Genomic DNA, 22,213 nt, shown 5'->3' with positions numbered 1-22,213 from the left:
ATCCGCCGCACGACCGATGTCCCGGTCCGTAACGTGAAAGCGAACAAGCCCCACGGGGCTTCCCATGTTGTCTAGGCCCACCGTCAAGCATCAGGTGAGACCAGAACGTCGCGCATCAGCTGGGATCCGACATCGCAAGCGTCGCGATTCGTCCACTATGGTCGGAATCTCGTGATTCTGTATTGCGTAGCCTTTCATGATCACGCAGGCTGTTAAAGGAAACAACGTGGCCCCATGCGATCACGGTTGGCGGGAAGTTGGCCCAACGGTGCAGCGGGCATGGCTGGATCGTTAGGCTGACGTCATCTAGCAGGGCTGACCGCGCATCAGCTCCCCCCTCTTCGCGAGTGCGTTATCGCACTCGTTCGGAGGGAGGAGGTGGTGATCAGTGCCAATTCGGGAAGCTCAGCCGGATGCCGAGGAGCTCCGTCGGGTTCGCATTATGCGGGCCTGGCACGTTGTAAGGCGACGTGGCGTAGCAGCGTTACGTGTTGCTTGGCGATGCTTCGGCATCGTCTACGCCCTACATCGTTGGTTCGACGACGAAGGCCCAGGATAAACCTGGGCCTTCAGCTCCTGGTCGGGGCCGGGCCTCATTGCCGCCAAGCTCAGGGGGCTCGGTCTCGACCACAGTGTCACGTGGCAGTGTGCCCGACTTGTAGTTCAACTACAACTTTCGATGTGCCGGTGCCCAAGTCTGGTGGGCGGACCAACTGCCGGTTTGAGTCTCGCTGTAAATTTGCGTGAAGGCATGCGCCTGGTTAAGTGCGTAGGTCGTACGACAGCTCTAGGGCGTCACCCGGGAGATGGAGCTCCTCCAAGGCGAGTGGCTTGCCTTGCTCGTCCAGGGCTACGCGGAGGATTTGGAGGGTTGGGACGCCTTCTGGAACGCGGAGAGCCTGGGCCTGGTCGGGGAGCGGCATGCGGGTGCGGACGTACTCCGTGAAGTGGAGCTCGTGGCCGAGCTCGGCAAGTGCTGTGTGCAGGTACGGCGCCGGAGGCGGGGCCTGCTCCTCGTACTTCGTGCCGAGCAGGACAGAGAACGGCACGTAGGTGCGGTGGAGTTGGCGCAATCGGCCGCGATCGGCGGTCTCCAACACATCGTAGGTGTACATCGGCTCGCCCGGCGGGATCCGCAACAGGTCGGCGAGAGCGAGCGGCGCATCCGTCCGTGTGGCCACGGGTTCCTCGGCGTGCTCCCAGCGGATGCCATCGGCCTCGACGTATCGGCCGTCCGTTTCACGTCGTACGCCGCGCGGGCGCGTGAGGCTGGGGCGGCTGTGGGGCGAGCGAACGAACATCCCTCGCCCCATCATCACCTCGACCAGACCAGCGGCCCGTAGCTCCGCGATGCCCTGCCGCACGGTGGGACGGGTCACGCCGAACTGCTTCGCCAGTACTTCCTCGGAGGGGAGCGGCTGGCCGGCTGGGTAGGTGCCGTCGAGGATGCCTTCCCGCAGGTGATCGGCAATCTGTCGGTACTTGGCCTTTGGCTGCTCGGTCGGCATCTGGGCCCTCCGTGGACCTCGGTCGCGTAAGCGTCTCGATCCGTAGACGAATCGTCTCCGGTTGGAACAGCCTCTCTCGAATCGATGCGCTTGACAACCCGTACTACGGGCACGCACTCTTGAGTCTCGCACCCGTACTACGGGTGGAAATCATCCCGAAGGAACGGCCTTCGGGGCTCTGAGACAAGGGAGTTCAAGAGTGGCAGCCCTACCGATCGACACCGCGAAGTTCACGGGGATCATTTGCGCCGTCGCGCCGACCCCGCGTGTCGCGAATCGCGAGACTGGTCAGCTCCGCGTGGACCGGGAGACGGGTCAGACGCTGTACCAGGTCGGCCTGTGCCTCATGGCCGGGACGACGGCCGAGGTCGTCAACGTGAGCGTCCCCGGCGAGCCGACCGGCGTGCAGAACGGCGCGCCCGTGCAGGTGCGAGACCTGTACGCCACGCCGTGGGAGAACGAGGGTCGGCACGGCATCGCGTTCCGTGCGGCCGAGATCAAGCCGCTGACGGCTCCGTCCTCGTCCTCCTCCGCCTCGGCGCGGAAGGGGGCCGGAGAATGATCGCGCTGGCCTCCGCCCCCTCTGCGGGGGAGACCTGGCTGAGCTGGGTTCTGATGGTGGCCGCAGTGCTGGCGTCGGGTCTGCTTCTGGCGGGCCCGGCCCTGCGCCGCCGCTACCCGGCGGCCTGGTGGATGTGCATCGGCTTTCCGGCCGCGTGCATCCGAGTCGCGCGGACATGGCGGCCGTTGATGGCCGGGTGCGGGCTGGCCGTGAGCCGTAAGGCAGCGCTCATGGTGGTCTCCGGCCTTGTCGGCAACGGTGCTCCGCCGCCTCAGCCTCGCGTACCTCGTCGGGGTGCTGTGCGGCTGGCGCCTGGGGGCTTCTGGTTCCTGGTGCGGCTGTTGCCCGGCCAGGTGCCGGAGGACTTCGTGAACGCGGCTCCGGCCATGGCGCATGACTGGGAGGTTCACGCGGTCCGGGTGACCACGTGGAAGCCCGGTGTCGTGCGGATAGCGGCCATGGCCGCTGACCCGCTCAAGGATCCGCGCATACCCAAGCAACGTGGCTCCGAGCGGCTGTTGCGGGTCGTCGTGGGAGTGCTGGAAACCGGAGCCCAGTGGGTGTTCGACCTGCGTCACATCCCGCACTGGCTCATCGTGGGGGCCACCCGGTCCGGGAAGTCGACGCTCATCAACGCACTCGTCGCAGGCATGGCGCCACAACCGGTGGCGCTGGTCGGGATCGACTGCAAGGGCGGTATGGAACTGTCCCTGTACGGGCCGCGGTTGTCCGCGCTGGCGACCAACCGTGCTCAGGCCGTGAAGCTGCTCGCCGCGCTGGTGGACGAGACGCAAGACCGGATGGAGCTCTGTCGGGCTGACCGGGTTCGGAACATCTGGGGCCTGCCTGACGAGAAACGCCCCGTGCCGATCGTCGTCATCGTCGACGAGATCGCCGAGCTGTTCCTCATCGCCGGTCGCAGCGAGAAGGAGGAAGCGCAAGCGGCGGCGACGGCGCTGGTCCGGCTGGCTCAGCTCGGCGCGGCGCTGGGGGTGTACCTCGTCGTCGCGGGGCAGCGAGTCGGCTCGGATCTCGGGCCGGGCGTCACTGCCCTGCGGGCGCAGCTCGGCGGACGGGTCTGCCACCGCGTAGCCGACCCCGGTACGGCGGAGATGACGCTCGGGGATCTCAACCCGGATGCGCTGCACGCCGCTCAGTCCATCGCGCCGGAAGACGCGGGAACGGCTGTCCTGGCTTCGGCGGACGGCTGGGAGCGGGCCCGTTCGCGCCTGGTCTCGGAGGAGGAGGCCGAGTCCATCGCCGCTGATTACGCCCACCTGACCCCGTACCTCCCGGCTCTGGCCGATAGCGCCGGCGGGTTCACGGTGCATCTCGAACGCCTCGACCGCGACGAATGAGAGGGGAAGTCCGTGCTCGTGTCCATGTCGGCCGTGCTCCTGCTCGGCCTCCTGATCTGGTTCCTGCTCCACATCCGCTACCTGCGGTGGTCGGTGGTCCTGCTCTGCGGGTCCTTCGGCTTCCTGCTGGCCAAGACCGCTGCCGCGCCGGTCGTTCAGGCGGCCCTCGACGGAGTCGGCGGCTTCCTCGGACAGCTCTAGTTCTGTCCCCATCCATCCCTGAAAGGAGCGGCTACCCATGCCGGAATATGTGATCAAAACCGGTGACCGTGCCGCGTTCATCGCCGGACTGCGGGCCCTGGCCGACTTCATGGCCGACAACCCCGAGGTCCTGGTGCCGTATCACCCGTCTGTCGGTGTCTGCGTCAACGCCGCAGACACCGCCGCTCGTCGCGCGGGCGCTGCGTCCGCCGCCGAACTGCTCGGCGTGCCGCTGGAAGACCTCGGTGAGGGCTACTACTCCGCGCGGCGCGAGTTCGGCCCGGTGACGTACCACGTCACGGCCGTGCCGCCCAAGGAGCGGCAGTGAACGCCTGCAAGACGGGCTCCCAGCGGGGCGCGAAGTCGCCAAACCCGACCCCGCCAGGAACCCACTCCATCCGCCACGTAAGCAGTGAAAGGAGTACTCACACTTTGTCCACCGCGAATCGTTCGCGCAAATCTCCGCCGCCTCGGTGCGAGCTGCGCGAGGAGGAGCACCCCACGTGCGTCGGCTCTGCTGAGGTCGTCCTCGTCGGCCCTGAGGAAAGGGAACTGCGGCTCTGCGCCGCGCACGCTGCGGCCGTCTGGCTGACAGAGCCGACGTTCCGCTTCTCGGCTAAGACGCGTCCGGAGGCCATCGCGGCCGTGATGCGGCAGGCGTTCGGGGGCTCGCGATGACCGAACCCCTCGACTCCAAGGCGCTGCCTCCGGGGGTGGCCGCTCTTCTCGCACGGGCGGCGGATCCCGGCTTCGAGAGCTGGCATCGCGGCATCGTCTGCCTCGGCGGCTGCACTAATCCGGTTCACCTCGTCGGCAGTGCCATCGTGGCCGACGCGCTGACCGGGGAAGTGCTCCGCTCGTACGTGCCCGATGACGACGGTGGGCGGCTGCTGGTCGCGTGCGGCAACCGTCGAGCGGCTGTCTGCCCGACCTGCTCACGCGTCTACCGGGCCGACACGTACCACCTGGTGCGTGCGGGATTGGTCGGCGGCAAGGAGGTTCCGGCCGAGGTTGGCGGGCACCCTCGGGTGTTCGCCACCCTGACCGCTCCCGGCTTCGGTCCCGTCCACACGCGCCGTGAGAAGGATGGGCAGGTGCGGGCCTGCCGACCCCGTAAGGCGTCGGACCGCTGCGCGCACGGTACTCCCGCTGGATGCCACGTCCGGCATGGGGAGGACGATCCGCGACTCGGCGAGCCGCTGTGTCCGCGCTGCTATGACTACGCGGGCGCGGTGCTCTGGCAGGCTCATGCCGGGCAGCTGTGGCACCGGTTCGTCCTGGAGCTCCGCCGCGAGCTGGCGCGCCGTATCGGGGTGCCGCGCGAGGAATTCGGCGAGGTGGCGCGGCTGTCATACGCCAAGGTCGCCGAGTACCAGCGGCGCGGCCTGGTGCACTTCCATGCCGTGGTTCGCCTCGATGGTCCGGAAGGGCCAGGGTCGCCGCCGCCTGGTTGGGAGACTACTCGGCTCCTGGCGGGAGCTGTGCGGAGCGCGGTCGGTCTGGTCCGGCTTCCTGCCCTCGGCGCGGATGTCGTCGGGCGGCGGGTGCTGTGCTTCGGGGCTCAGGTTGATGTGCGGGCCATCGCGTCGTCCGACGTGGGGGATCCGTTGACCTCGGCGGCGGTAGCGGGCTACATCGCAAAGTACGCCACGAAGGGGGCCGAGTCCGCTGGTGCAGTGGACCGGCGTATCCGTCACGCGCGGGACCTGGCCACGCTGCCCGTGCGGGACCACATGCTCCGCATGATCGGCACCTGCTGGTGGCTTGGCGGTCTGGTTCCCTTCGAGCCGCTTCGGCTGCGGCGGTGGGCCCACATGCTCGGCTACCGGGGCCACTTCTCCACCAAGTCGCGGCGCTACTCGACCACGCTGACCGCGCTCCGCCAGGCACGCGCCGAGCACCGAGCGGAGCAGCAGCATGCCGCGCTCGGCCTGACCGATCGGCCCGTGATCACTGTGGGCCAGTGGCGGTACGCGGGGCGCGGCTACAGCCCGGAGGCGGCTCTCGTGGCCGCGTCGGTCCGGGAGGGCGGTGGCGGTCATGGCGCGTGAGAGAGCCGAACTGCTCACCGTGCGGCAAGTACTGGAGGAACTGGGCGGGATCTCCCGGCGGACCTTCTATCGCTGGCGGGAACTGCGGATCGCGCCGCGCTGCATCCGGCTGCCCAATGGCGAGCTTCGTGTACGGCGCGATGTGCTCAATGCCTGGCTCGAAGATCACGCGGAGGGAGCCGCGTGAAGTCTTACAAGGTGGCCGTGTGGAAGATCAGCATCAACCGCTCGGCGAAGAAACCGACGTACCTGGTGCGTTGGGCTGTGGACGGCAATCCCTTCCATGAGGTCTACAAGACGCAAGCACTGGCCGACAGGTTCCGTGCGAAGCTGCTGCGAGCCACGGAGAAGGGAGAACCCTTCGACACCGTGACCGGTCTTCCGGATTCATTCCGAGGTGGGAAGGCGGCTGAGACTTTCCTGAAGCTGGCGCTCGCGTACGTGGGCGACCGTTGGCAGGACGCTTCCGCCAAGCAGCGGGACAGCATGACGGACGCGTTGGCTACGGCCGTTCCTGCACTGGTCAAGGCCATGCGGGGACGTCCTTCCCCTGCGGTGCTGCGGAAGGCGCTGCGTTCGTACCTGCTGCCGGTTCCTCGTAGGGAAAGGGAGCGGCCGGAGAGCGTGGCGGCTGCCGTGCGCTGGCTCGAAAAGGCGTCCTTGCCAGTCGGGGAACTTCAGGACATCAAGCACGCTCAGGCGCTGGTCGATGCGGTCAGCCGGAAACTCGATGGAAAACCGGCGGCATCGCAGACATACCGGCGTCGGCGGGCAGTGGTGTTCAACTGCCTGGAGTACGCCGTTGAACTGGAGATGCTTTCTGTGAATCCGCTGAGCAAGATCAAGCGCAAACGGAAGAACGGGCATCGGCCGGTACAGGAGGTTGACCGTCGTGTCGTGGTCAACCCTCGGCAGGCACGGGAGTTGCTGACGACGGTGACGTACGTGGGCGGTTACGAGCGGGCGAGTGGTCGGCGGCTGCGGGCGTTTTTCGGCGTCCTGTACTACGCGGCTGCGCGCCCCGGTGAGGCACTGGGCCTGCGGTCGTCGGATTGTGTGCTCCCCGAGAAGGGATGGGGCCGTATCGAGCTTCAAGAGACGCGTCCGACAGCGGGAAAGGCGTGGACCGATTCCGGCGAGGTGCACGATCGGCGGGGCCTGAAGCAGCGAGACGACGGCGAGGCGCGTCTCGTGCCTATCCCGCCGCCGCTGGTCCGGCTGCTCCGGGAGCACCTGGAGGAGTTCGGGACGGGGGAAGACGGACGGCTGTTCAACAGCGAGCGGGGCAACGTCGTAGCAGCATCGTCCTACTCGCGGGTCTGGAAAGCGACGCGGGAACTGGCGTTGCTACCTGACCAAGTCTCCTCGGTGCTGGCTGCTCGTCCGTACGACTTGCGGCACGCGGGCGTCTCCCAGTGGCTCAACTCCGGAGTACCTGGTCCGGAGGTCGCGGCGCGGGTCGGGCACTCGGTCGAGGTGCTGTTGAAGATCTACGCGAAGTGCATCGACGGCCAAGAGGCCGAGATGAACGAACGGATCATGAAGGGCCTTGGAGAGGAGGAACAGGAGGAGGCCGACACCGAAAGGTGAAACCATCCTGATAACCGTTGGTTGACGCGAGCCCCGGGCGACCGGGGCTTTCGTCATATATAGGGGACTTCTGGTACGCGCTTGGTAGCGGGAAACTGGCCCCTTGGGGGTGGCAATTTCACTGGTTTCCTTGACTGCGGGCGTTGGGGGTGGCTTCGGGAGGTTGTTCTAGTTGGAGTTCTTTTTTGCGTTGTTCCTCTCTGATTCTTTCTACCTCTTCTGCAAAAGTGGATGATGCTTCTTCGGGTGTCATGCCCTTATAGCGCCGGATGCTGAGTTGATAAGCCTGAAGCTCCAAATCAATAGTGTCTGCTGTCTGTTGTAGGTTGAGGCTGCGTTCGCGAAATTTGAAGTATGAGATGATGCCCGCAGAAATACTCACCAATGCGCTAACGGCGACTGCCGCCCAACTCCAGAACCCTTGCTCTGCGGCTGCTGTCGTGCTGACTGAGGTTAAGATCGAGCCGACAATGACCGTTAATTGAAATCGATTGTGTCTCGCCCTGTAGCGCTCTGCGCTCCGTCTGTATTCATCTCGCACAAGCGGGATTGTCTCGCGATACTCGGCAAAGGCCCCTCGGACGGAGCGGGAGCGATCTTCCTCTGCAAGGAGATGCTTCCGTTCGGATTCCAGTTTCAGGTTATCGGTGTGTTTTTTGGATAATGAAAGCCTGAGGTGATACCAGTAAAAAGAGGCGCCCACGGTAGAGGCTAACCCGAAGAAGCCTATGAGGCCATTCGTATCGCCGCGGCCGAAACCCTTTGGGTCGTTGTCGAAGTGGGCGAATTCATTGATGGCGGCAATGGCGCCTATTGCGAGAATGATGCTGCTGGCGAACCAGATAACCGTTAAGCGCTTAAGGAATTGCTTCTCTTTTAAGTCGGCTTCATTTTGGATGAGCTCTTTCTCGATGGATAATAGAGGTCGTCGCGCTTCCATGCGTGCTCCTAACAGGCGATCACTCGGAGTGTCGGGCGGCAATGCTAATCGTGACCGGTTGAGATGACGGGGTGGGAGGGGGCGACGTGTCGAGCTCCTGATGGATCGCTTGGCGGCACGAGTCATGCCTCGTCTGCGGTCTGTGCAGGCGTCCGGACTGAGGCGATGCGGAAGCGCTCGTGACCTGCGGCTAAGCCCTTCAAGATCATTACGTGGTCATTACGTGATCACTGCCATGGGGCTGCCTTCGGTCGCATCCGGCTGCGCATACGACAAGACCCCGCATCCAGCGTCTTGGCTGGTGGCGGGGTCTTTTGACACTTCACCTGAAGTGCCCCCGGCAGGATTCGAACCTGCGCACACGGCTCCGGAGGCCGTTGCTCTATCCCCTGAGCTACGGGGGCTTGCGTCTGTCGCTGCTGTCTCGCGGCGACAGGTAGAACACTATCAGCTCGCAGAGGGTGGTCATGAACGCTTATCGGGAGCCGGTCGTCCGGGAGGTGGGAGTGGGAGCGGAGGGGCGTATACCGCATGTGGAGGGTGGGGCGCAGGGGTCTTGGGGAAAGGTCCCTCGCACGGGGCGGAAGTGGGGAAAACCCGGACGCAGCCGCGGGTGCGCGCCTACTCTTCAGGATGTGCCTGGCTTGTCCGGCCGGGTCCTTGTCGTCGACGACAACAAGGTCATCCGGCAGCTGATCAGGGTCAACCTCGAGCTGGAGGGCTTCGAGGTCGTGACCGCGGCCGATGGTGCCGAGTGCCTGGAGATCGTTCACCAGGTGCGGCCCGATGTGATCACTCTCGATGTCGTGATGCCCAGACTCGATGGGCTGCATACGGCGTCGAGGCTGCGTGCTGATGCTCGTACGTGTCATGTGCCCGTCGCGATCATCAGTGCGTGTACGCAGTACGAGATGGACAGCGGGAAGGCGCTGGGCGTCGATGCCTTCCTCGCGAAACCCTTCGAGCCCGTCGATCTTGTCGAGCTCGTGCGGCGGCTGATGCGGCAGGGGGCGGCCGGTGCGACCGGTGCGGCCGCGCCTGGTGATGCCGAGCCTGTTGTGGGGCCCACCGGGTAGTGGGTGGGCCCCGGCCCCCTCTTCCGGTTCCTCCGGTTCCCTCGGGGACCGCTTGGGGCTGGTCCGGTCTCCCCGGTGTGTTCCCGTCTTCGCTTGCGTCGGTGCGCTCCGGGGAGCTCGGGTTCCGGTTTGGTGTCCGGCTTGCGGGTGCCGTCCGAAGGGCGAAACCGGTTCGCTTTCGTACCCCCCTCCTCCCATACGCTGGTCCCGTGACTCCCGCCCAGCTCTCCCGCACCGTGCTGCACACCGTGCGTCGTGCCGTTGAGGACGACGAGCTGTGCGTCGCCGTGCCGGAGCGGGTGAAGGTGCGGACTCCGCCTCGGCCCGGGTGTGGGGATTACGCCACTAATGTTGCTCTGCTGCTGGCCAGAGGCGGTGGGGATGCGCTGGGTATCGCCCAGGTTTTGCGGCGGCGGCTTCTGCGTACGCCCGGGATCGCCCGCGTTGATGTCGCCGACCCCGGGTTTCTCAACATCACCCTTGATGCCACCTCCCATGCTCAGCTCGTGCGGGACGTTCTCTCCCAGGGCTCTCGCTACGGGCACGGGGAGGCGCTTGCCGGGGTATCGGTCCCCCTTGGGGCTGCGAACGAGGTGCGGGCCGCCTTGGTCGCTCATGTTGTGCGGGGGCTCGTCCACGCCGTCGGGGGAGTCGTTGTTCCTGGTCAGGGGCCTATTGTTCGGCCGGTTCCCGTCTCCGGGGCTGAGCTGCTCCGCTCCCTCGGGGCCGACGCCGCCCGCTGGGCGCTGCTCCGGCCCGCCCGGCATGATCTGCCCGATCTCGACCCCGCCCGTCTTCTCTCCCAGCGCGAGGACAACCCCCTCTTCCGGGTTCAGTACGCCCATGCTCGTACCCGCGCTCTGATGCGGAACTCCGGCCAGCTCGGCATCACGTCCGAGCTCCAGCCCGAGGCCGGGGTCTACGACCACCCCGCCGAGATCGGCCTTCTCGGCCTCCTCGCCGATCACCCCCGGACCCTCGAGGCCGCCGCCCGGCATCGTGCCCCCGACCAGCTCGCTCGCCATCTCGTCGGCGTCGCCGATGCCTTCTTCCGGTTCCATGACGATTGCCCGGCCCTGCCCTCCCACCAGCACAAACCCTCGGCCGTCCACCGTTCCCGGCTGGCCCTCGCCGACGCCACCGGAGCGGTGCTCGCCGGCGGCCTGCATCTGCTCGGCATCAGCGCACCCGAACATCTGTAGACCTTTGTAAGACCTTGAGAGAGACAGCAGAGACAGCATGAGCCGTTCCGCCCATCCCGCCGGGCCCCGCCACGCCGATGTCCTTCCCGAGGGGCACTACGCCGCGCCGCCCGCCGATCTCAATCAGCTCGATCCGCGCGTGTGGTCCCGTACGGTCGGCCGGAACGCCGATGGTGTCGTGACCGTCGGCGGGATCGACGTCAAGACGCTCGCGGAGGAGTTCGGGACGCCCGCGTACTTCCTCGACGAGGCCGACTTCCGGGCCCGCTGCCGGGCCTGGCGGGAGGCGTTCAAGGGGGATGCGTCCAAGGCGGAGGGGGAGGACGCGGACGTGTTCTACGCCGGGAAGGCGTTCCTCTCCCGCGCCGTCGTGCGCTGGCTGGACGAGGAGGGGCTCAACCTCGACGTGTGCTCCGCCGGGGAGCTGGCCACCGCGCTCGCCGCCGGGATGCCCGCCGAGCGGATCGCGCTGCACGGGAACAACAAGTCCACCGCCGAGATCGAGCGGGCGGTCGAGGAGGGCGTCGGGCGGATCGTGCTCGACTCGTTCCAGGAGATCGTGCGGGTCGCGCACATCGCCCAGCGGCTCGGCAAGCGTCAGCGGGTGCAGATCCGGGTCACCGTGGGTGTCGAGGCGCATACCCACGAGTTCATCGCGACCGCCCACGAGGACCAGAAGTTCGGCATTCCGCTCGCGGGCGGGCAGGCCGCCGAGGCCGTGCGGCGGGCGCTCAAGCTCGACGGGCTCGAGCTCGTCGGCATCCACTCGCACATCGGGTCGCAGATCTTCGACACGTCCGGGTTCGAGGTCGCGGCGCACCGGGTCGTGGGGCTGCTCAAGGAGATCCGCGACGAGCACGGCGTCGAGCTGCCCGAGATCGACCTCGGCGGCGGCCTCGGCATCGCGTACACCTCGGAGGACGACCCCCGCGAGCCGCAGGAGATCGCCAAGGCGCTGCGCGACATCGTGCACCGGGAGTGCGACACGGCCGGGCTCGCGGTGCCGCGGCTGTCGGTCGAGCCGGGGCGGGCGATCGTCGGGCCGACCGCGTTCACGCTCTACGAGGTGGGCACGGTCAAGGAGCTGCCGGGGCTGCGGACGTACGTCAGCGTCGATGGCGGGATGTCCGACAACATCCGTACCGCGCTCTACGACGCCGAGTACTCGGTGGCGCTGGTCTCCCGCGCCTCCACCGCCGAGCCCATGCTCTCCCGCGTCGTCGGCAAGCACTGCGAATCCGGCGACATCGTCGTACGGGACGCCTTCCTGCCCGCCGATCTGGCGCCCGGCGATCTGATCGCCGTCCCCGCCACCGGCGCGTACTGCCGCTCGATGGCGAGCAACTACAACCACGCGCTCCGGCCGCCCGTCGTCGCCGTACGGGACGGGCAGGCGCGCGAGATCGTCCGGCGCGAGACGGAGGAAGATCTTCTGCGACTCGATGTCGGCTAGCGAGGGTCCGCTACCCGCTACCCGCTACCCGCGACCCGCTTCCCGCCGGTGGGAATCGGCTAGCGAGAAATGGATCTCGGATACTGGACCCGGGACAGGAAATCCCGTCCAGTGCATGAGACTGGTGCACTAACGCGCTGATGCCTTAACGCGATGGATGAGAAACGAGGTCGGATGATGCGTACGCGTCCGCTGAAAGTGGCGCTGCTGGGCTGTGGAGTGGTCGGCTCAGAGGTGGCGCGCATCATGACGACGCACGCGGACGACCTCGCGGCGCGCATCGGGGCCCCGGTCGAGCTGGCCGGGATCGCCGTGCGCCGCCCCGGCCGGGTCCGGGAGGGGGTGCCGGCGGAGCTGGTGACCACCGACGCCACGGCCCTGGTCAAACGCGGGGACATCGATGTGGTGGTCGAGGTCATCGGCGGGATCGAGCCCGCCCGCACCCTCATCACCACCGCCTTCGACCACGGCGCGAGCGTGGTGTCCGCGAACAAGGCGCTGGTCGCCCAGGACGGCGCGGCGCTGCACGCCGCGGCCGAGCAGCGCCGCGCGGACCTCTACTACGAGGCCGCTGTCGCGGGGGCGATCCCGCTGGTGCGGCCGCTGCGCGAGTCGCTCGCCGGCGACAAGGTCAACCGCGTCCTCGGCATCGTCAACGGCACCACCAACTTCATCCTCGACCGGATGGACTCCAGCGGCGCCGGCTACAGCGAGGCGCTGGACGAGGCCACGGCCCTGGGCTACGCCGAGGCCGACCCGACCGCCGACGTCGAGGGCTTCGACGCCGCCGCGAAGGCCGCGATCCTCGCCGGGATCGCCTTCCACACCCGGGTCACCCTCGACGATGTGCACCGCGAGGGCATCACCGAGGTGACCGCCGCCGACATCGCCTCCGCCAAGCGCATGGGCTGCACCGTCAAGCTGCTCGCGATCTGTGAGCGGGCCGCCGACGGCCGCTCGGTCACCGCGCGGGTGCATCCGGCGATGATTCCGCTGAGCCACCCCCTCGCCTCCGTCCGCGAGGCGTACAACGCGGTCTTCGTGGAGGCCGACGCCGCCGGGAAGCTGATGTTCTACGGTCCGGGCGCGGGCGGTTCGCCGACCGCCTCGGCGGTCCTCGGCGACCTCGTCGCCGCCTGCCGCAACAAGCTGGCGGGCGCCACCGGACCCGGGGAGTCCGCCTACAGCCGGCTCCCGGTGAGTCCGATGGGCGATGTGGTCACTCGCTACCACATCAGCCTGGACGTCGCCGACAAACCGGGAGTTCTGGCGCAGGTCGCCACGGTCTTCGCCGAGCACGGCGTGTCCATCGATACGGTCCGCCAGCAGGGGAAGGACGGCGAGGCGTCCCTCGTCGCTGTGACCCACCGCGCGAGCGACGCCGCGCTGACGTCGACCGTGGAGGCGCTCCGCCGGCTCGACACCGTCCGCGATGTCGCGAGCATCATGCGGGTCGAGGGCGAGTAGAGGGCCGGTAGCGGGCTAGCAGCGGGCTAGCAGCGGGCTAGTAGCTGGCGGACAGAGGACGAGTCGTGGGCGAGCAGAGGCCGGGCAGAGGTCGGGCAACGCCCGCGCTGAGGCCGAACAGAGGGTGAGCGGAGAGTAAGGAAAATCATGAACGCAATCACCGACGCCGGGCCTCGAATGTCCGGCACCCGCCAGTGGCACGGCTGGCGGGGCATCATCGAGGAGTACCGCGATCGCCTCCCGGTCAGCGGGACGACCCCCGTCGTCACCCTGCGCGAGGGCGGTACGCCGCTGGTCCCGGCGCAGGTGCTCTCCGAGCGCACCGGCTGTGAGGTACATCTCAAGGTCGAGGGCGCGAACCCCACCGGGTCGTTCAAGGACCGCGGGATGACGATGGCCATCAGCGCGGCCAAGGAGGGCGGCGCCAAGGCCGTCATCTGCGCCTCCACCGGCAACACCTCGGCCTCGGCGGCGGCGTACGCCGTACGGGCCGGGATGGTCTGCGCGGTGCTGGTCCCGCAGGGGAAGATCGCGCTGGGCAAGATGGGCCAGGCCCTCGTCCACGGCGCGAAGATCCTCCAGGTCGACGGCAACTTCGACGACTGCCTGACGCTGGCGCGCGGGCTGTCGGAGAAGTACCCGGTGGCGCTGGTCAATTCGGTCAACCCGGCCCGGATCGAGGGCCAGAAGACCGCCGCCTTCGAGATCGTGGACATGCTCGGGGACGCGCCCGACATCCATGTGCTGCCGGTCGGCAACGCGGGCAACATCACGGCCTACTGGAAGGGCTACACGGAGTACGCGGCGCCGTTCGCCGACAGCGAGCCGCGCGCCTCCCGTACGCCCCGGATGTGGGGCTTCCAGGCGTCCGGCGCGGCGCCGATCGTGCGGGGTGAGCCGGTCAAGGAGCCGAGTACCATCGCCACCGCGATCCGCATCGGCAACCCGGCCTCGTGGACCTTCGCCGAGCAGGCGCGCGACGAGTCCGGCGGGCTCATCGACGAGGTGACCGACCGTCAGATCCTCGCCGCCTACCGGCTGCTCGCCGCCCAGGAGGGCGTTTTCGTCGAGCCCGCCTCCGCGGCGAGCGTGGCGGGTCTGCTGAAGGCGGCCGAGCAGGGGCTGGTCGACCCGGGCCAGCGCATCGTCTGCACGGTGACCGGGAACGGGCTCAAGGACCCGGACTGGGCGGTGGCGGGCGCGCCGCAGCCGGTCGTGGTGCCGGTGGACGCGGACGCCGCGGCCGTGCGGCTTGGGCTGGGCTGATACGACGCGACGCGCCGCCCGGGGCGGGCCCGCGGCGCGGCCCGGGCGGGCCGGTCCGGTACGGCGCGGCCCTGGCCGGGGCCGGGACCTGGTGCGACGGGGGTTTCGGCGGGCCGCCTGACGCGGCCCGCCGGGCCCCTTGGCGCCCGCTTCGGCCCTGGCTCGTGGGGCTGGGCGGTGTCCGGTNCGCCTGACGCGGCCCGCCGGGCCCCTTGGCGCCCGCTTCGGCCCTGGCTCGTGGGGCTGGGCGGTGTCCGGTGGACCGTGTCGCCTGCGGCGGGCTGTTCCCCTCCCCGCCCCTTCCCGAAACCGGGGGCTCCGCCCCCGGCCCCCGCTCCTCAAGCGCCGGAGGGGCTGGAAGGTGAGGCTCCGCCCCTGGCCCCGCTCCTCAAGCGCCGGAGGGGCTGGAGNGTTCCCCTCCCCGCCCCTTCCCGAAACCGGGGGCTCCGCCCCCGGCCCCCGCTCCTCAAGCGCCGGAGGGGCTGGAAGGTGAGGCTCCGCCCCTGGCCCCGCTCCTCAAGCGCCGGAGGGGCTGGAGGGTGGGGCTCCGCTCCCGGCTCCCGCTCCTCAAGCGCCGGAAGGGCTGGAAGGTGGGGCTCCGCTCCCGGCTCCCGCTCCTCAAGCGCCGGAAGGGCTGGAGGGTGGGGCTCCGCCCCGGCTCCTCCGCGCCCGTCGGCCCCGGCCCGCCGGGCCCCCTCCGTGGCTTCTCTAAAGATCCACTCAAGTGGTGGCAGAGAAGCGCGAGGGCGCGCGGAGCGCTCCAGTAGAGTGGGCGCGGACGATGGCAGGGAGCGCGACACGCATCGTGCGCCTCCCGTGCGCCCTATGTCGCCACAGAACCTTCCTTCGATAGGCTGTACTGAATCCGCCCCGACGCAGAGAGCGCTCGCCTCTGCGCGGCGTCGCCGTACTTGTCACGGCCCTCGCGGTGTTCCGTACCTCTTCGAGCAATCGCACGTAACCACAAGGAGAGTCATCGAGCGATGGCCGGTCCAGCGTTCCGCGCCGCCGCCGTCCGAGTGCGCGTCCCCGCCTCGAGCGCCAATCTCGGTCCTGGCTTCGACGCCCTCGGCCTGGCCCTGGGCCTCTACGACGACGTGGTGGTCCGGGTGGCCGACTCCGGTCTCCACGTCGACATCGCCGGTGAAGGCGCGGAGTCGCTTCCGCGCGACGAGAACCATCTGCTCGTACGCTCCCTGCGCACCGCCTTCGACCTGCTGGGCGGGCAGCCCCGCGGCCTCGAGCTGGTCTGCGCCAACCGCATCCCGCACGGCCGGGGCCTGGGCTCATCCTCCGCCGCCATCTGCGCCGGGATCGTCGCCGCGCGCGCGGTGACCATAGGCGGCGCCGAGCGGCTCGACGACGCGGCGATGCTGGAGCTGGCCACCGAGATCGAGGGCCACCCCGACAATGTCGCCGCCTGTCTGCTCGGCGGCTTCACCTTGGCCTGGACGGACGCGGGGTCCGCCCGGGCGATCAGGATGGACCCCGCGGATTCCATCGTTCCGGTGGTCTTCGTCCCTGGCCGGCCGGTGCTCACCGAGACCGCCCGCGGCCTGCTGCCGCGCACCGTCCCGCATGTGGACGCCGCGGTCAACGCGGGCCGGGCCGCACTGCTCGTCGAGGCCCTGACCAGGCGTCCTGAGCTGCTGCTCGCCGCGACGGAGGACCGGCTGCACCAGGAATACCGTGCTCCGGCGATGCCCGAGAGCGTGAGCCTGGTGAACCGACTGCGAGCGGACGGCGTCCCCGCGGTCATCTCCGGCGCGGGCCCCACGGTGCTCGCGCTGGTCGAGGACGGTGCGGCCGACAAGGTCGCACGACTGGCGGGTGAGGGGTGGGCGGCCAACCGGCTGGCTCTCGACGCCGGGGGGGCGAGCGTCCTGCCGCTCACCTGACACCGCGATCCGGGGTGCCCCGGAGCCGGGAAAACTCTATAGCCGGTCTTGGAGAGGGGGAATGTTTGTTGGATCCGGTAGTGTTAACCTCAAGTCTGCACTCGATGCCTCTTGGATGTACTCGGAGGCGAGGTGCTCAGTGTCCCCATCAGGGACCACCCTTCTTCCGGGAGCCTCCCACACTGCCTGAGCAGCCTGCCTGAGCAGTATCGAGCACGCTCCGGAATCGGCGTGGCGGATTCTCGTGAATCCTCCGCCGCGTCGGAACCATGAACTGATCTCTCCGCCGTACCCCGGCGGACCACCGCCCCGGCCCGGTCCGTAACGGAAGGACCACAGCCGGACAGCACAACCGGTCGCCGAGCCAGACAGGCCGACGCCCGCTCCAGGGAAGGACCCTTCGTGAGCGACACCACCGATCTGATGGGCGTGAACGCCTCCGGCACCTCCGACAGCGGTGTCGGCAACAACGCGCCCGCCACGGACGCTTCCGCGCCCGCCAACGGTGCTGCCACTGGCGCTGCCCCGCGGCGACGCCGCTCGGGCACCGGCCTCGACGCCATGGTCCTGGCCGAGCTGCAGCAGCTCGCCTCGAGCCTTGGCATCAGGGGCACCGCGCGGATGCGCAAAGGCCAGCTGATCGAGGTCATCAAGGAGAAGCAGGCCGCGGGCTCCGGCTCCGCCCAGGGCTCCGAGAGCACTCCGTCCGACGCGGAGGGGGTGACCAAGCCGAAGCGCCGTACCACCTCCCGGGCCCGTACGGGCGACGACGCCGAGGAGAAGACCGGCGCCAAGTCCTCGAAGTCCGCCGGGAAGGCGGAGAAGGCCGACAAGGCCGACGCCGAGGAGAAGGCCGCCGCGCCGACGCAGATCGAGATCCCCGGCCAGCCCGGAGAGCCCGCCGGCGATGAGCAGCCGGCCGGTGAGCGCCGCCGCCGCCGGGCCACCGCGCCCGCCACCACCCCCGACTCCGGGGGCACGGCCACCGCTGTCGAGACCAAGACGGAGGCGCGCAGCGACGTCGCCGCCAAGACCGAGGCCAGGACCGAGGCCAGGACCGAGCCCAAGGGCGACGGGAAGGCCGAGGCCGCCGCCGACACCGCCGAGGGCAAGGGCGCCAGGGGCGGTGACCGCCAGGAGCGCGGCCAGAAGGGCGACCGCCGGGACCGCCAGCGCGACCGCGGCGACCGCGGCGACCGCCGCGGCAAGGGCGAGGACGGCCAGCAGGGCGGCGGCCGTCAGCAGCGCGACGGGCGCGGCCAGGGCCAGCAGCGCGCCGACGAGGGCGACGACGACTTCGAGGGCGGTCGCCGCGGGCGCCGCGGCCGCTACCGCGACCGGCGTGGCCGCCGTGGCCGCGACGACTTCGGCAACGAGCCGCAGGTGTCCGAGGACGATGTGCTGATCCCCGTCGCGGGCATCCTCGACATCCTCGACAACTACGCGTTCATCCGGACCTCCGGCTACCTCCCGGGCCCGAACGACGTGTACGTCTCGCTCGCCCAGGTCCGCAAGAACGGTCTGCGCAAGGGCGACCACGTCACCGGCGCGGTCCGTCAGCCGCGCGAGGGCGAGCGCCGCGAGAAGTTCAACGCGCTGGTCCGGCTGGACTCGGTGAACGGCATGGCGCCCGAAACCGGGCGCGGGCGGCCGGAGTTCGGCAAGCTGACGCCGCTTTACCCGCAGGACCGGCTGCGTCTGGAGACCGAGGCCGGCGGGCTGACGACCCGGATCATCGACCTGGTCGCACCGATCGGCAAGGGCCAGCGCGGTCTGATCGTGGCTCCGCCGAAGACCGGTAAGACCATGATCATGCAGGCGATCGCCAACGCGATCACCCGCAACAGCCCCGAGTGCCATCTGATGGTCGTCCTCGTCGACGAGCGGCCGGAAGAGGTCACCGACATGCAGCGGTCGGTCAAGGGCGAGGTCATCTCCTCGACCTTCGACCGCCCGGCCGAGGACCACACCACCGTCGCGGAGCTGGCGATCGAGCGGGCCAAGCGCCTGGTCGAGCTGGGCCATGACGTGGTCGTCCTGCTGGACTCGATCACCCGCCTGGGCCGTGCCTACAACCTGGCGGCGCCCGCCTCCGGCCGCATCCTGTCCGGTGGTGTCGACTCGACCGCGCTCTACCCGCCGAAGAAGTTCTTCGGCGCCGCGCGCAACATCGAGGACGGCGGCTCGCTGACCATCCTGGCCACCGCGCTGGTCGAGACCGGCTCGCGCATGGACGAGGTGATCTTCGAGGAGTTCAAGGGCACCGGCAACATGGAGCTCAAGCTCGACCGGAAGCTCGCCGACAAGCGCATCTTCCCCGCGGTGGACGTCGATCCGTCCAGCACCCGCAAGGAGGAGATCCTGCTGGCGCCGGAGGAGCTGAACATCGTCTGGAAGCTGCGCCGGGTGCTGCACGCGCTCGACTCCCAGCAGGCCATTGAGCTGCTGCTGGACAAGATGAAGCAGACGAAGTCGAACGCCGAGTTCCTGATGCAGATCGCCAAGACCACGCCCACCCCGGGCAACAACGGCGACTGACCGGACACCCGCCGGAACGCTCCGTAGCCGAGGCCCCCCGCACCACGGGGGGCCTCGTTTGCGTTTCATGAGAGGTGAGCCACATCTTCCGGCCAGGCCACAGACCGGTTCTGATCATGTTATCGCCTGCGAAAGTGCAGGTGAGAGCGGTAAGGCGGACGAACGGGGCGAACAGTGCGCCCGGCGGCCCAGGCGAAAACCGGCCATGGCACATATGCAACCCTGGCGGCCGGCCTCCCATCTGTCAGGTCGGAATACGGGCCGGAATACGGGCCGGAACACGGGGCCGGAACACAGGCTGACTCCACCGCGTAACGCGACGCCACGCCTGACCGTGACGGCAGGGGGTACTCGGGCAGCTAAAGAGAACTGAGGAGCACATGGCCGAGGACAGCAGCAACGCACCGGTGAGCCCGGGCCGCCACCGCGCCCGCGGGGCGACGGCCGGGCGCCGTCGCAAGCGGCCCAGCACGCGCCGTAGGGCCGTGCTCTACACGGTGTGGACGCTGGCCGCCGTGCTGGTGCTCGGCGGTGCCGGACTCGGCTACCTCTACTACAAGCTGAACGGCAACCTCACCGGCGTCGACGTCAACGCCGCCCTCGGCGCCAACCGCCCGAAGAACGTCGACGACGGCTCGATGGACATCCTCGTCCTCGGCTCCGACTCCCGGGCCGGCAAGAACGCCAAGTACGGCACGGACGAGGGCACCTCGCGCTCCGACACGGCGATGATCGTCCACGTCTACAAGGGCCACAAGAAGGCCAGCGTCATCAGCATCCCGCGCGACACCCTCATCCAGCGGCCCTCCTGCACCACCAAGGGCGGGCAGCAGACGCCCGCCGTGCGGGCGGCCATGTTCAACAGCGCCTACGAGGCCGGCGGCCCGGCCTGCACCATCAAGACCGTCGAGTCCATGACGGGCATACGCATGGACCACTTCCTCGAGGTCGACTTCTCCGGCTTCAAGCAGCTGATAGACGACCTCGGCGGCGTCAACCTCACCACCACCGCCCCGATCCACGACCCCAAGAGCCACCTCGACCTCGAGCCCGGCCCGCACACCCTGAACGGGGAGCAGTCGCTGGGCCTGGTGCGCACCCGGCACGGCGTGGGCGACGGCAGTGACCTCGGCCGGATCAAGCTCCAGCAGGCGTTCGTCAAGGCGCTGCTGGACCAGATCAAGCACGTGGACGTGTTCGGCAACCCGAAGAAGCTCTACGACCTCGCGGACACCTCCACCAAGGCCCTCACCACCGACTCCGAGCTGGCCTCGGTGAGCAAGCTGAAGGGCTTCGCCGAGTCCCTGAAGGGCATCGGCTCGGGCAACATGAAGATGACCACGCTGCCGGTCGAGTACGACCCGCAGAACCCGGCCCGGGTGCTGCCCATGGAGCGCAAGGCCAAGCTGATATGGACCGCGCTCCGCCATGACCAGCCGGTCCCCGCCTCCGCCACCAAGGGCTCCGCGGGCGACGCCACCGACGCGGGCAAGGTCGTCAAGTAGGGCCGTCCACGGTCGTCCGAGGGCGTCCGGCAGCCTCACGGGCGGGCCGGGAATATCCCGACCCGCCCCCCGGTTTTGGGGGATGCGGCCAGTACTGGCAAACTGGATCGTCGGTCCCGGTTCACGACAGGCAACCCGCCCGTCGACCCGGTGCCCTCCCGAACCTAGGAGAATCCCTTGAAGCGCGACATCCACCCGGAGTACGTCGAGACGCAGGTCAGCTGCACCTGTGGCGCCTCCTTCACCACCCGTAGCACCGTGAGCGGCGGCGCCATCCGCGCCGACATCTGCTCCGAGTGCCACCCGTTCTACACGGGCAAGCAGAAGATCCTCGACACCGGTGGCCGTGTGGCGCGGTTCGAGGCCCGCTTCGGCAAGAACGCCGGGTCCGCCAAGAAGTAGCGACCCGCACGGCGCCGGTCTTCGGTCGTCCCTTCCCTGGGGCGACCGGACCGGCGTTTTGTCGTCACCGGCCCTCCGGCACCTTTCCGCAACGCCACCACGCAGACCATTCAGGGAGCCCTCCGATGTTCGAGGCGGTCGAGGAACTCATCGGCGAACACGCCGACCTCGAGAAGCGGCTCGCCGACCCCGCGGTCCACGCCGACCAGCGGGAGGCGCGGCGGCTCAACAAGCGCTACGCCGAGCTGACCCCGGTGATCACCGCCTATCGCGCCTGGAAGCAGGCCGGTGACGACATCGAGACGGCCCGCGAGCTGGCCCAGGACGACCCCGACTTCGTGGACGAGGTCAAGGAGCTGGAGCAGGGCCGCGAACAGCTGACCGACCGGCTGCGGCTGCTGCTCGTGCCCCGCGACCCGAGCGACGACAAGGACGTCATCCTGGAGGTCAAGGCCGGGGAGGGCGGCGAGGAGTCCGCGCTGTTCGCCGGCGACCTGCTGCGGATGTATCTGCGGTACGCCGAGCGGATCGGCTGGAAGGCCGAGATCATCGACTCCAACGAGTCCGACCTCGGCGGCTACAAGGACGTCCAGGTGGCGATCAAGGCCAGGGGCACCAGCGAGCCCGGCCAGGGCGTCTGGGCCCGGCTGAAGTACGAGGGCGGGGTGCACCGGGTGCAGCGGGTGCCCGCCACCGAGTCCCAGGGCCGTATCCACACCTCTGCGGCCGGTGTGCTGGTCACGCCCGAGGCCGAGGAGGTCGAGGTCGAGATCGGCCCCAACGACCTGCGGATCGACGTCTACCGCTCCTCCGGACCCGGCGGCCAGTCGGTCAACACCACCGACTCCGCGGTGCGCATCACCCATCTGCCCACCGGCATCGTCGTCTCCTGCCAGAACGAGAAGAGCCAGCTCCAGAACAAGGAGCAGGCGCTGCGCATCCTGCGCTCGCGGCTGCTGGCCGCGGCCCAGGAGGAGGCCGAGCGGGAGGCGTCGGACGCGCGGCGCAGCCAGGTCCGCACCGTCGACCGGTCCGAGCGCATCCGTACGTACAACTTCCCGGAAAACCGGATCTCGGACCATCGTGTCGGTTTCAAGGCGTACAACTTGGACCAGGTGCTCGACGGCGAACTCGATCCGGTGATCCAGGCGTGCGTCGACGCCGACGCGGCCGCCAAGCTGGCGGCCGCGGGCTGA

Annotated in this window: 19 protein-coding genes and 1 tRNA gene; 17 read left to right on the top strand and 3 right to left on the bottom strand. The window is 68.8% G+C overall.

What is annotated here, in order from left to right; translation table 11 throughout:
• Positions 1–761 precede the first annotated feature (761 nt).
• On the bottom strand, positions 762–1,508 hold the full coding sequence (locus IEJ02_RS40415; RefSeq protein ID WP_191069337.1) for a GntR family transcriptional regulator: 747 nt from the start codon (positions 1,506–1,508) through the stop codon (positions 762–764).
• 199 nt (positions 1,509–1,707) lie between these two features.
• Here IEJ02_RS40415 and IEJ02_RS40410 point away from each other — a divergent pair, with 199 nt between their 5' ends.
• From IEJ02_RS40410 to IEJ02_RS40380, 7 genes are all read left to right on the top strand, one after another.
• Positions 1,708–2,070: an SCO3933 family regulatory protein gene (locus IEJ02_RS40410; protein WP_191069336.1), complete on the top strand. Its 363-nt coding sequence runs from the start codon at positions 1,708–1,710 to the stop codon at positions 2,068–2,070.
• Entirely contained in the window at positions 2,067–3,428 is a 1,362-nt protein-coding gene (locus IEJ02_RS40405) for an FtsK/SpoIIIE domain-containing protein (RefSeq protein ID WP_191069335.1), read from the top strand. Before IEJ02_RS40410 ends, IEJ02_RS40405 begins: the two co-directional genes overlap by 4 nt.
• A gap of 12 nt (positions 3,429–3,440) precedes the next feature.
• Entirely contained in the window at positions 3,441–3,629 is a 189-nt protein-coding gene (locus tag IEJ02_RS40400) for a hypothetical protein (RefSeq protein WP_191069334.1), read from the top strand.
• A gap of 37 nt (positions 3,630–3,666) precedes the next feature.
• The gene (locus tag IEJ02_RS40395; RefSeq protein WP_191069333.1) at positions 3,667–3,957 is read left to right on the top strand and encodes a hypothetical protein; all 291 of its coding nucleotides are present in this window, start codon (positions 3,667–3,669) and stop codon (positions 3,955–3,957) included.
• A gap of 346 nt (positions 3,958–4,303) precedes the next feature.
• Complete coding sequence (locus IEJ02_RS40390) at positions 4,304–5,680, top strand: replication initiator (protein WP_191069332.1); 1,377 nt, start codon at positions 4,304–4,306, stop codon at positions 5,678–5,680.
• Positions 5,670–5,867 (top strand): helix-turn-helix transcriptional regulator, encoded by a 198-nt coding sequence (locus IEJ02_RS40385; RefSeq protein ID WP_191069331.1) that lies wholly within the window; start codon positions 5,670–5,672, stop codon positions 5,865–5,867. The genes IEJ02_RS40390 and IEJ02_RS40385 overlap by 11 nt, the downstream gene beginning before the upstream one ends.
• Complete coding sequence (locus IEJ02_RS40380; protein ID WP_191069330.1) at positions 5,864–7,270, top strand: tyrosine-type recombinase/integrase; 1,407 nt, start codon at positions 5,864–5,866, stop codon at positions 7,268–7,270. The genes IEJ02_RS40385 and IEJ02_RS40380 overlap by 4 nt, the downstream gene beginning before the upstream one ends.
• 118 nt (positions 7,271–7,388) lie before the next feature.
• On the opposite strand, the gene IEJ02_RS40375 is transcribed toward IEJ02_RS40380, so the two are convergent.
• Both IEJ02_RS40375 and IEJ02_RS40370 read right to left on the bottom strand, forming a co-directional pair.
• Positions 7,389–8,210, bottom strand: a complete 822-nt coding sequence (locus tag IEJ02_RS40375; RefSeq protein WP_191069329.1) for a DUF4231 domain-containing protein — start codon at positions 8,208–8,210, stop codon at positions 7,389–7,391.
• 332 nt (positions 8,211–8,542) lie between these two features.
• Positions 8,543–8,614 (bottom strand) — tRNA-Arg (locus IEJ02_RS40370).
• 231 nt (positions 8,615–8,845) lie between these two features.
• Between IEJ02_RS40370 and IEJ02_RS40365 the strand changes: the two genes are divergently transcribed.
• The 10 genes from IEJ02_RS40365 (at position 8,846) to prfA (ending at position 22,213) form a co-directional block, all read left to right on the top strand.
• On the top strand, positions 8,846–9,286 hold the full coding sequence (locus IEJ02_RS40365) for a response regulator (protein WP_256652455.1): 441 nt from the start codon (positions 8,846–8,848) through the stop codon (positions 9,284–9,286).
• A gap of 209 nt (positions 9,287–9,495) precedes the next feature.
• The gene (gene nrtL, locus IEJ02_RS40360) at positions 9,496–10,488 is read left to right on the top strand and encodes an ArgS-related anticodon-binding protein NrtL (protein ID WP_191069328.1); all 993 of its coding nucleotides are present in this window, start codon (positions 9,496–9,498) and stop codon (positions 10,486–10,488) included.
• Positions 10,489–10,525: 37 nt separating this feature from the next.
• On the top strand, positions 10,526–11,941 hold the full coding sequence (gene lysA, locus IEJ02_RS40355; RefSeq protein WP_191069327.1) for a diaminopimelate decarboxylase: 1,416 nt from the start codon (positions 10,526–10,528) through the stop codon (positions 11,939–11,941).
• A 174-nt stretch (positions 11,942–12,115) separates the two neighbouring features.
• Positions 12,116–13,408, top strand: coding sequence for a homoserine dehydrogenase (locus IEJ02_RS40350; RefSeq protein WP_137979577.1), 1,293 nt, complete (start codon positions 12,116–12,118; stop codon positions 13,406–13,408).
• Positions 13,409–13,555: 147 nt separating this feature from the next.
• On the top strand, positions 13,556–14,674 hold the full coding sequence (gene thrC, locus IEJ02_RS40345; RefSeq protein ID WP_223865245.1) for a threonine synthase: 1,119 nt from the start codon (positions 13,556–13,558) through the stop codon (positions 14,672–14,674).
• Between the two features lie 983 nt (positions 14,675–15,657).
• Positions 15,658–16,572: a homoserine kinase gene (gene thrB, locus IEJ02_RS40340; protein ID WP_020868419.1), complete on the top strand. Its 915-nt coding sequence runs from the start codon at positions 15,658–15,660 to the stop codon at positions 16,570–16,572.
• 402 nt (positions 16,573–16,974) lie between these two features.
• A complete protein-coding gene (rho, locus tag IEJ02_RS40335) occupies positions 16,975–19,110 on the top strand; it encodes a transcription termination factor Rho (RefSeq protein ID WP_191069326.1) in 2,136 nt (711 codons plus the stop codon).
• Positions 19,111–19,490: 380 nt separating this feature from the next.
• Entirely contained in the window at positions 19,491–20,615 is a 1,125-nt protein-coding gene (locus tag IEJ02_RS40330) for an LCP family protein (protein WP_191069325.1), read from the top strand.
• A gap of 177 nt (positions 20,616–20,792) precedes the next feature.
• On the top strand, positions 20,793–21,017 hold the full coding sequence (rpmE, locus tag IEJ02_RS40325) for a 50S ribosomal protein L31 (RefSeq protein ID WP_059147681.1): 225 nt from the start codon (positions 20,793–20,795) through the stop codon (positions 21,015–21,017).
• A gap of 125 nt (positions 21,018–21,142) precedes the next feature.
• The gene (gene prfA / locus IEJ02_RS40320; protein ID WP_191069324.1) at positions 21,143–22,213 is read left to right on the top strand and encodes a peptide chain release factor 1; all 1,071 of its coding nucleotides are present in this window, start codon (positions 21,143–21,145) and stop codon (positions 22,211–22,213) included.

The sequence above is a fragment of the Streptomyces sp. 5-10 genome (assembly GCF_014712245.1).
Classification (GTDB): domain Bacteria; phylum Actinomycetota; class Actinomycetes; order Streptomycetales; family Streptomycetaceae; genus Streptomyces; species Streptomyces violaceusniger.
The sequence above is the reverse complement of the archived record's forward strand: the minus strand, read 5'-3'. Positions and strand labels throughout refer to the sequence as shown.

Coding starts and splice junctions, on each gene's coding strand:
- IEJ02_RS40415 (WP_191069337.1), bottom strand. CDS start 1,508: ATGCCGACCGAGCAGCCAAAGGCCAAGTACCGACAGATTGCCGATCAC.
- IEJ02_RS40405 (WP_191069335.1), top strand. CDS start 2,067: ATGATCGCGCTGGCCTCCGCCCCCTCTGCGGGGGAGACCTGGCTGAGC.
- IEJ02_RS40395 (WP_191069333.1), top strand. CDS start 3,667: ATGCCGGAATATGTGATCAAAACCGGTGACCGTGCCGCGTTCATCGCC.
- IEJ02_RS40390 (WP_191069332.1), top strand. CDS start 4,304: ATGACCGAACCCCTCGACTCCAAGGCGCTGCCTCCGGGGGTGGCCGCT.
- IEJ02_RS40385 (WP_191069331.1), top strand. CDS start 5,670: ATGGCGCGTGAGAGAGCCGAACTGCTCACCGTGCGGCAAGTACTGGAG.
- IEJ02_RS40375 (WP_191069329.1), bottom strand. CDS start 8,210: ATGGAAGCGCGACGACCTCTATTATCCATCGAGAAAGAGCTCATCCAA.
- lysA (WP_191069327.1), top strand. CDS start 10,526: ATGAGCCGTTCCGCCCATCCCGCCGGGCCCCGCCACGCCGATGTCCTT.
- IEJ02_RS40350 (WP_137979577.1), top strand. CDS start 12,116: ATGATGCGTACGCGTCCGCTGAAAGTGGCGCTGCTGGGCTGTGGAGTG.
- thrC (WP_223865245.1), top strand. CDS start 13,556: ATGAACGCAATCACCGACGCCGGGCCTCGAATGTCCGGCACCCGCCAG.
- thrB (WP_020868419.1), top strand. CDS start 15,658: ATGGCCGGTCCAGCGTTCCGCGCCGCCGCCGTCCGAGTGCGCGTCCCC.
- IEJ02_RS40330 (WP_191069325.1), top strand. CDS start 19,491: ATGGCCGAGGACAGCAGCAACGCACCGGTGAGCCCGGGCCGCCACCGC.
- prfA (WP_191069324.1), top strand. CDS start 21,143: ATGTTCGAGGCGGTCGAGGAACTCATCGGCGAACACGCCGACCTCGAG.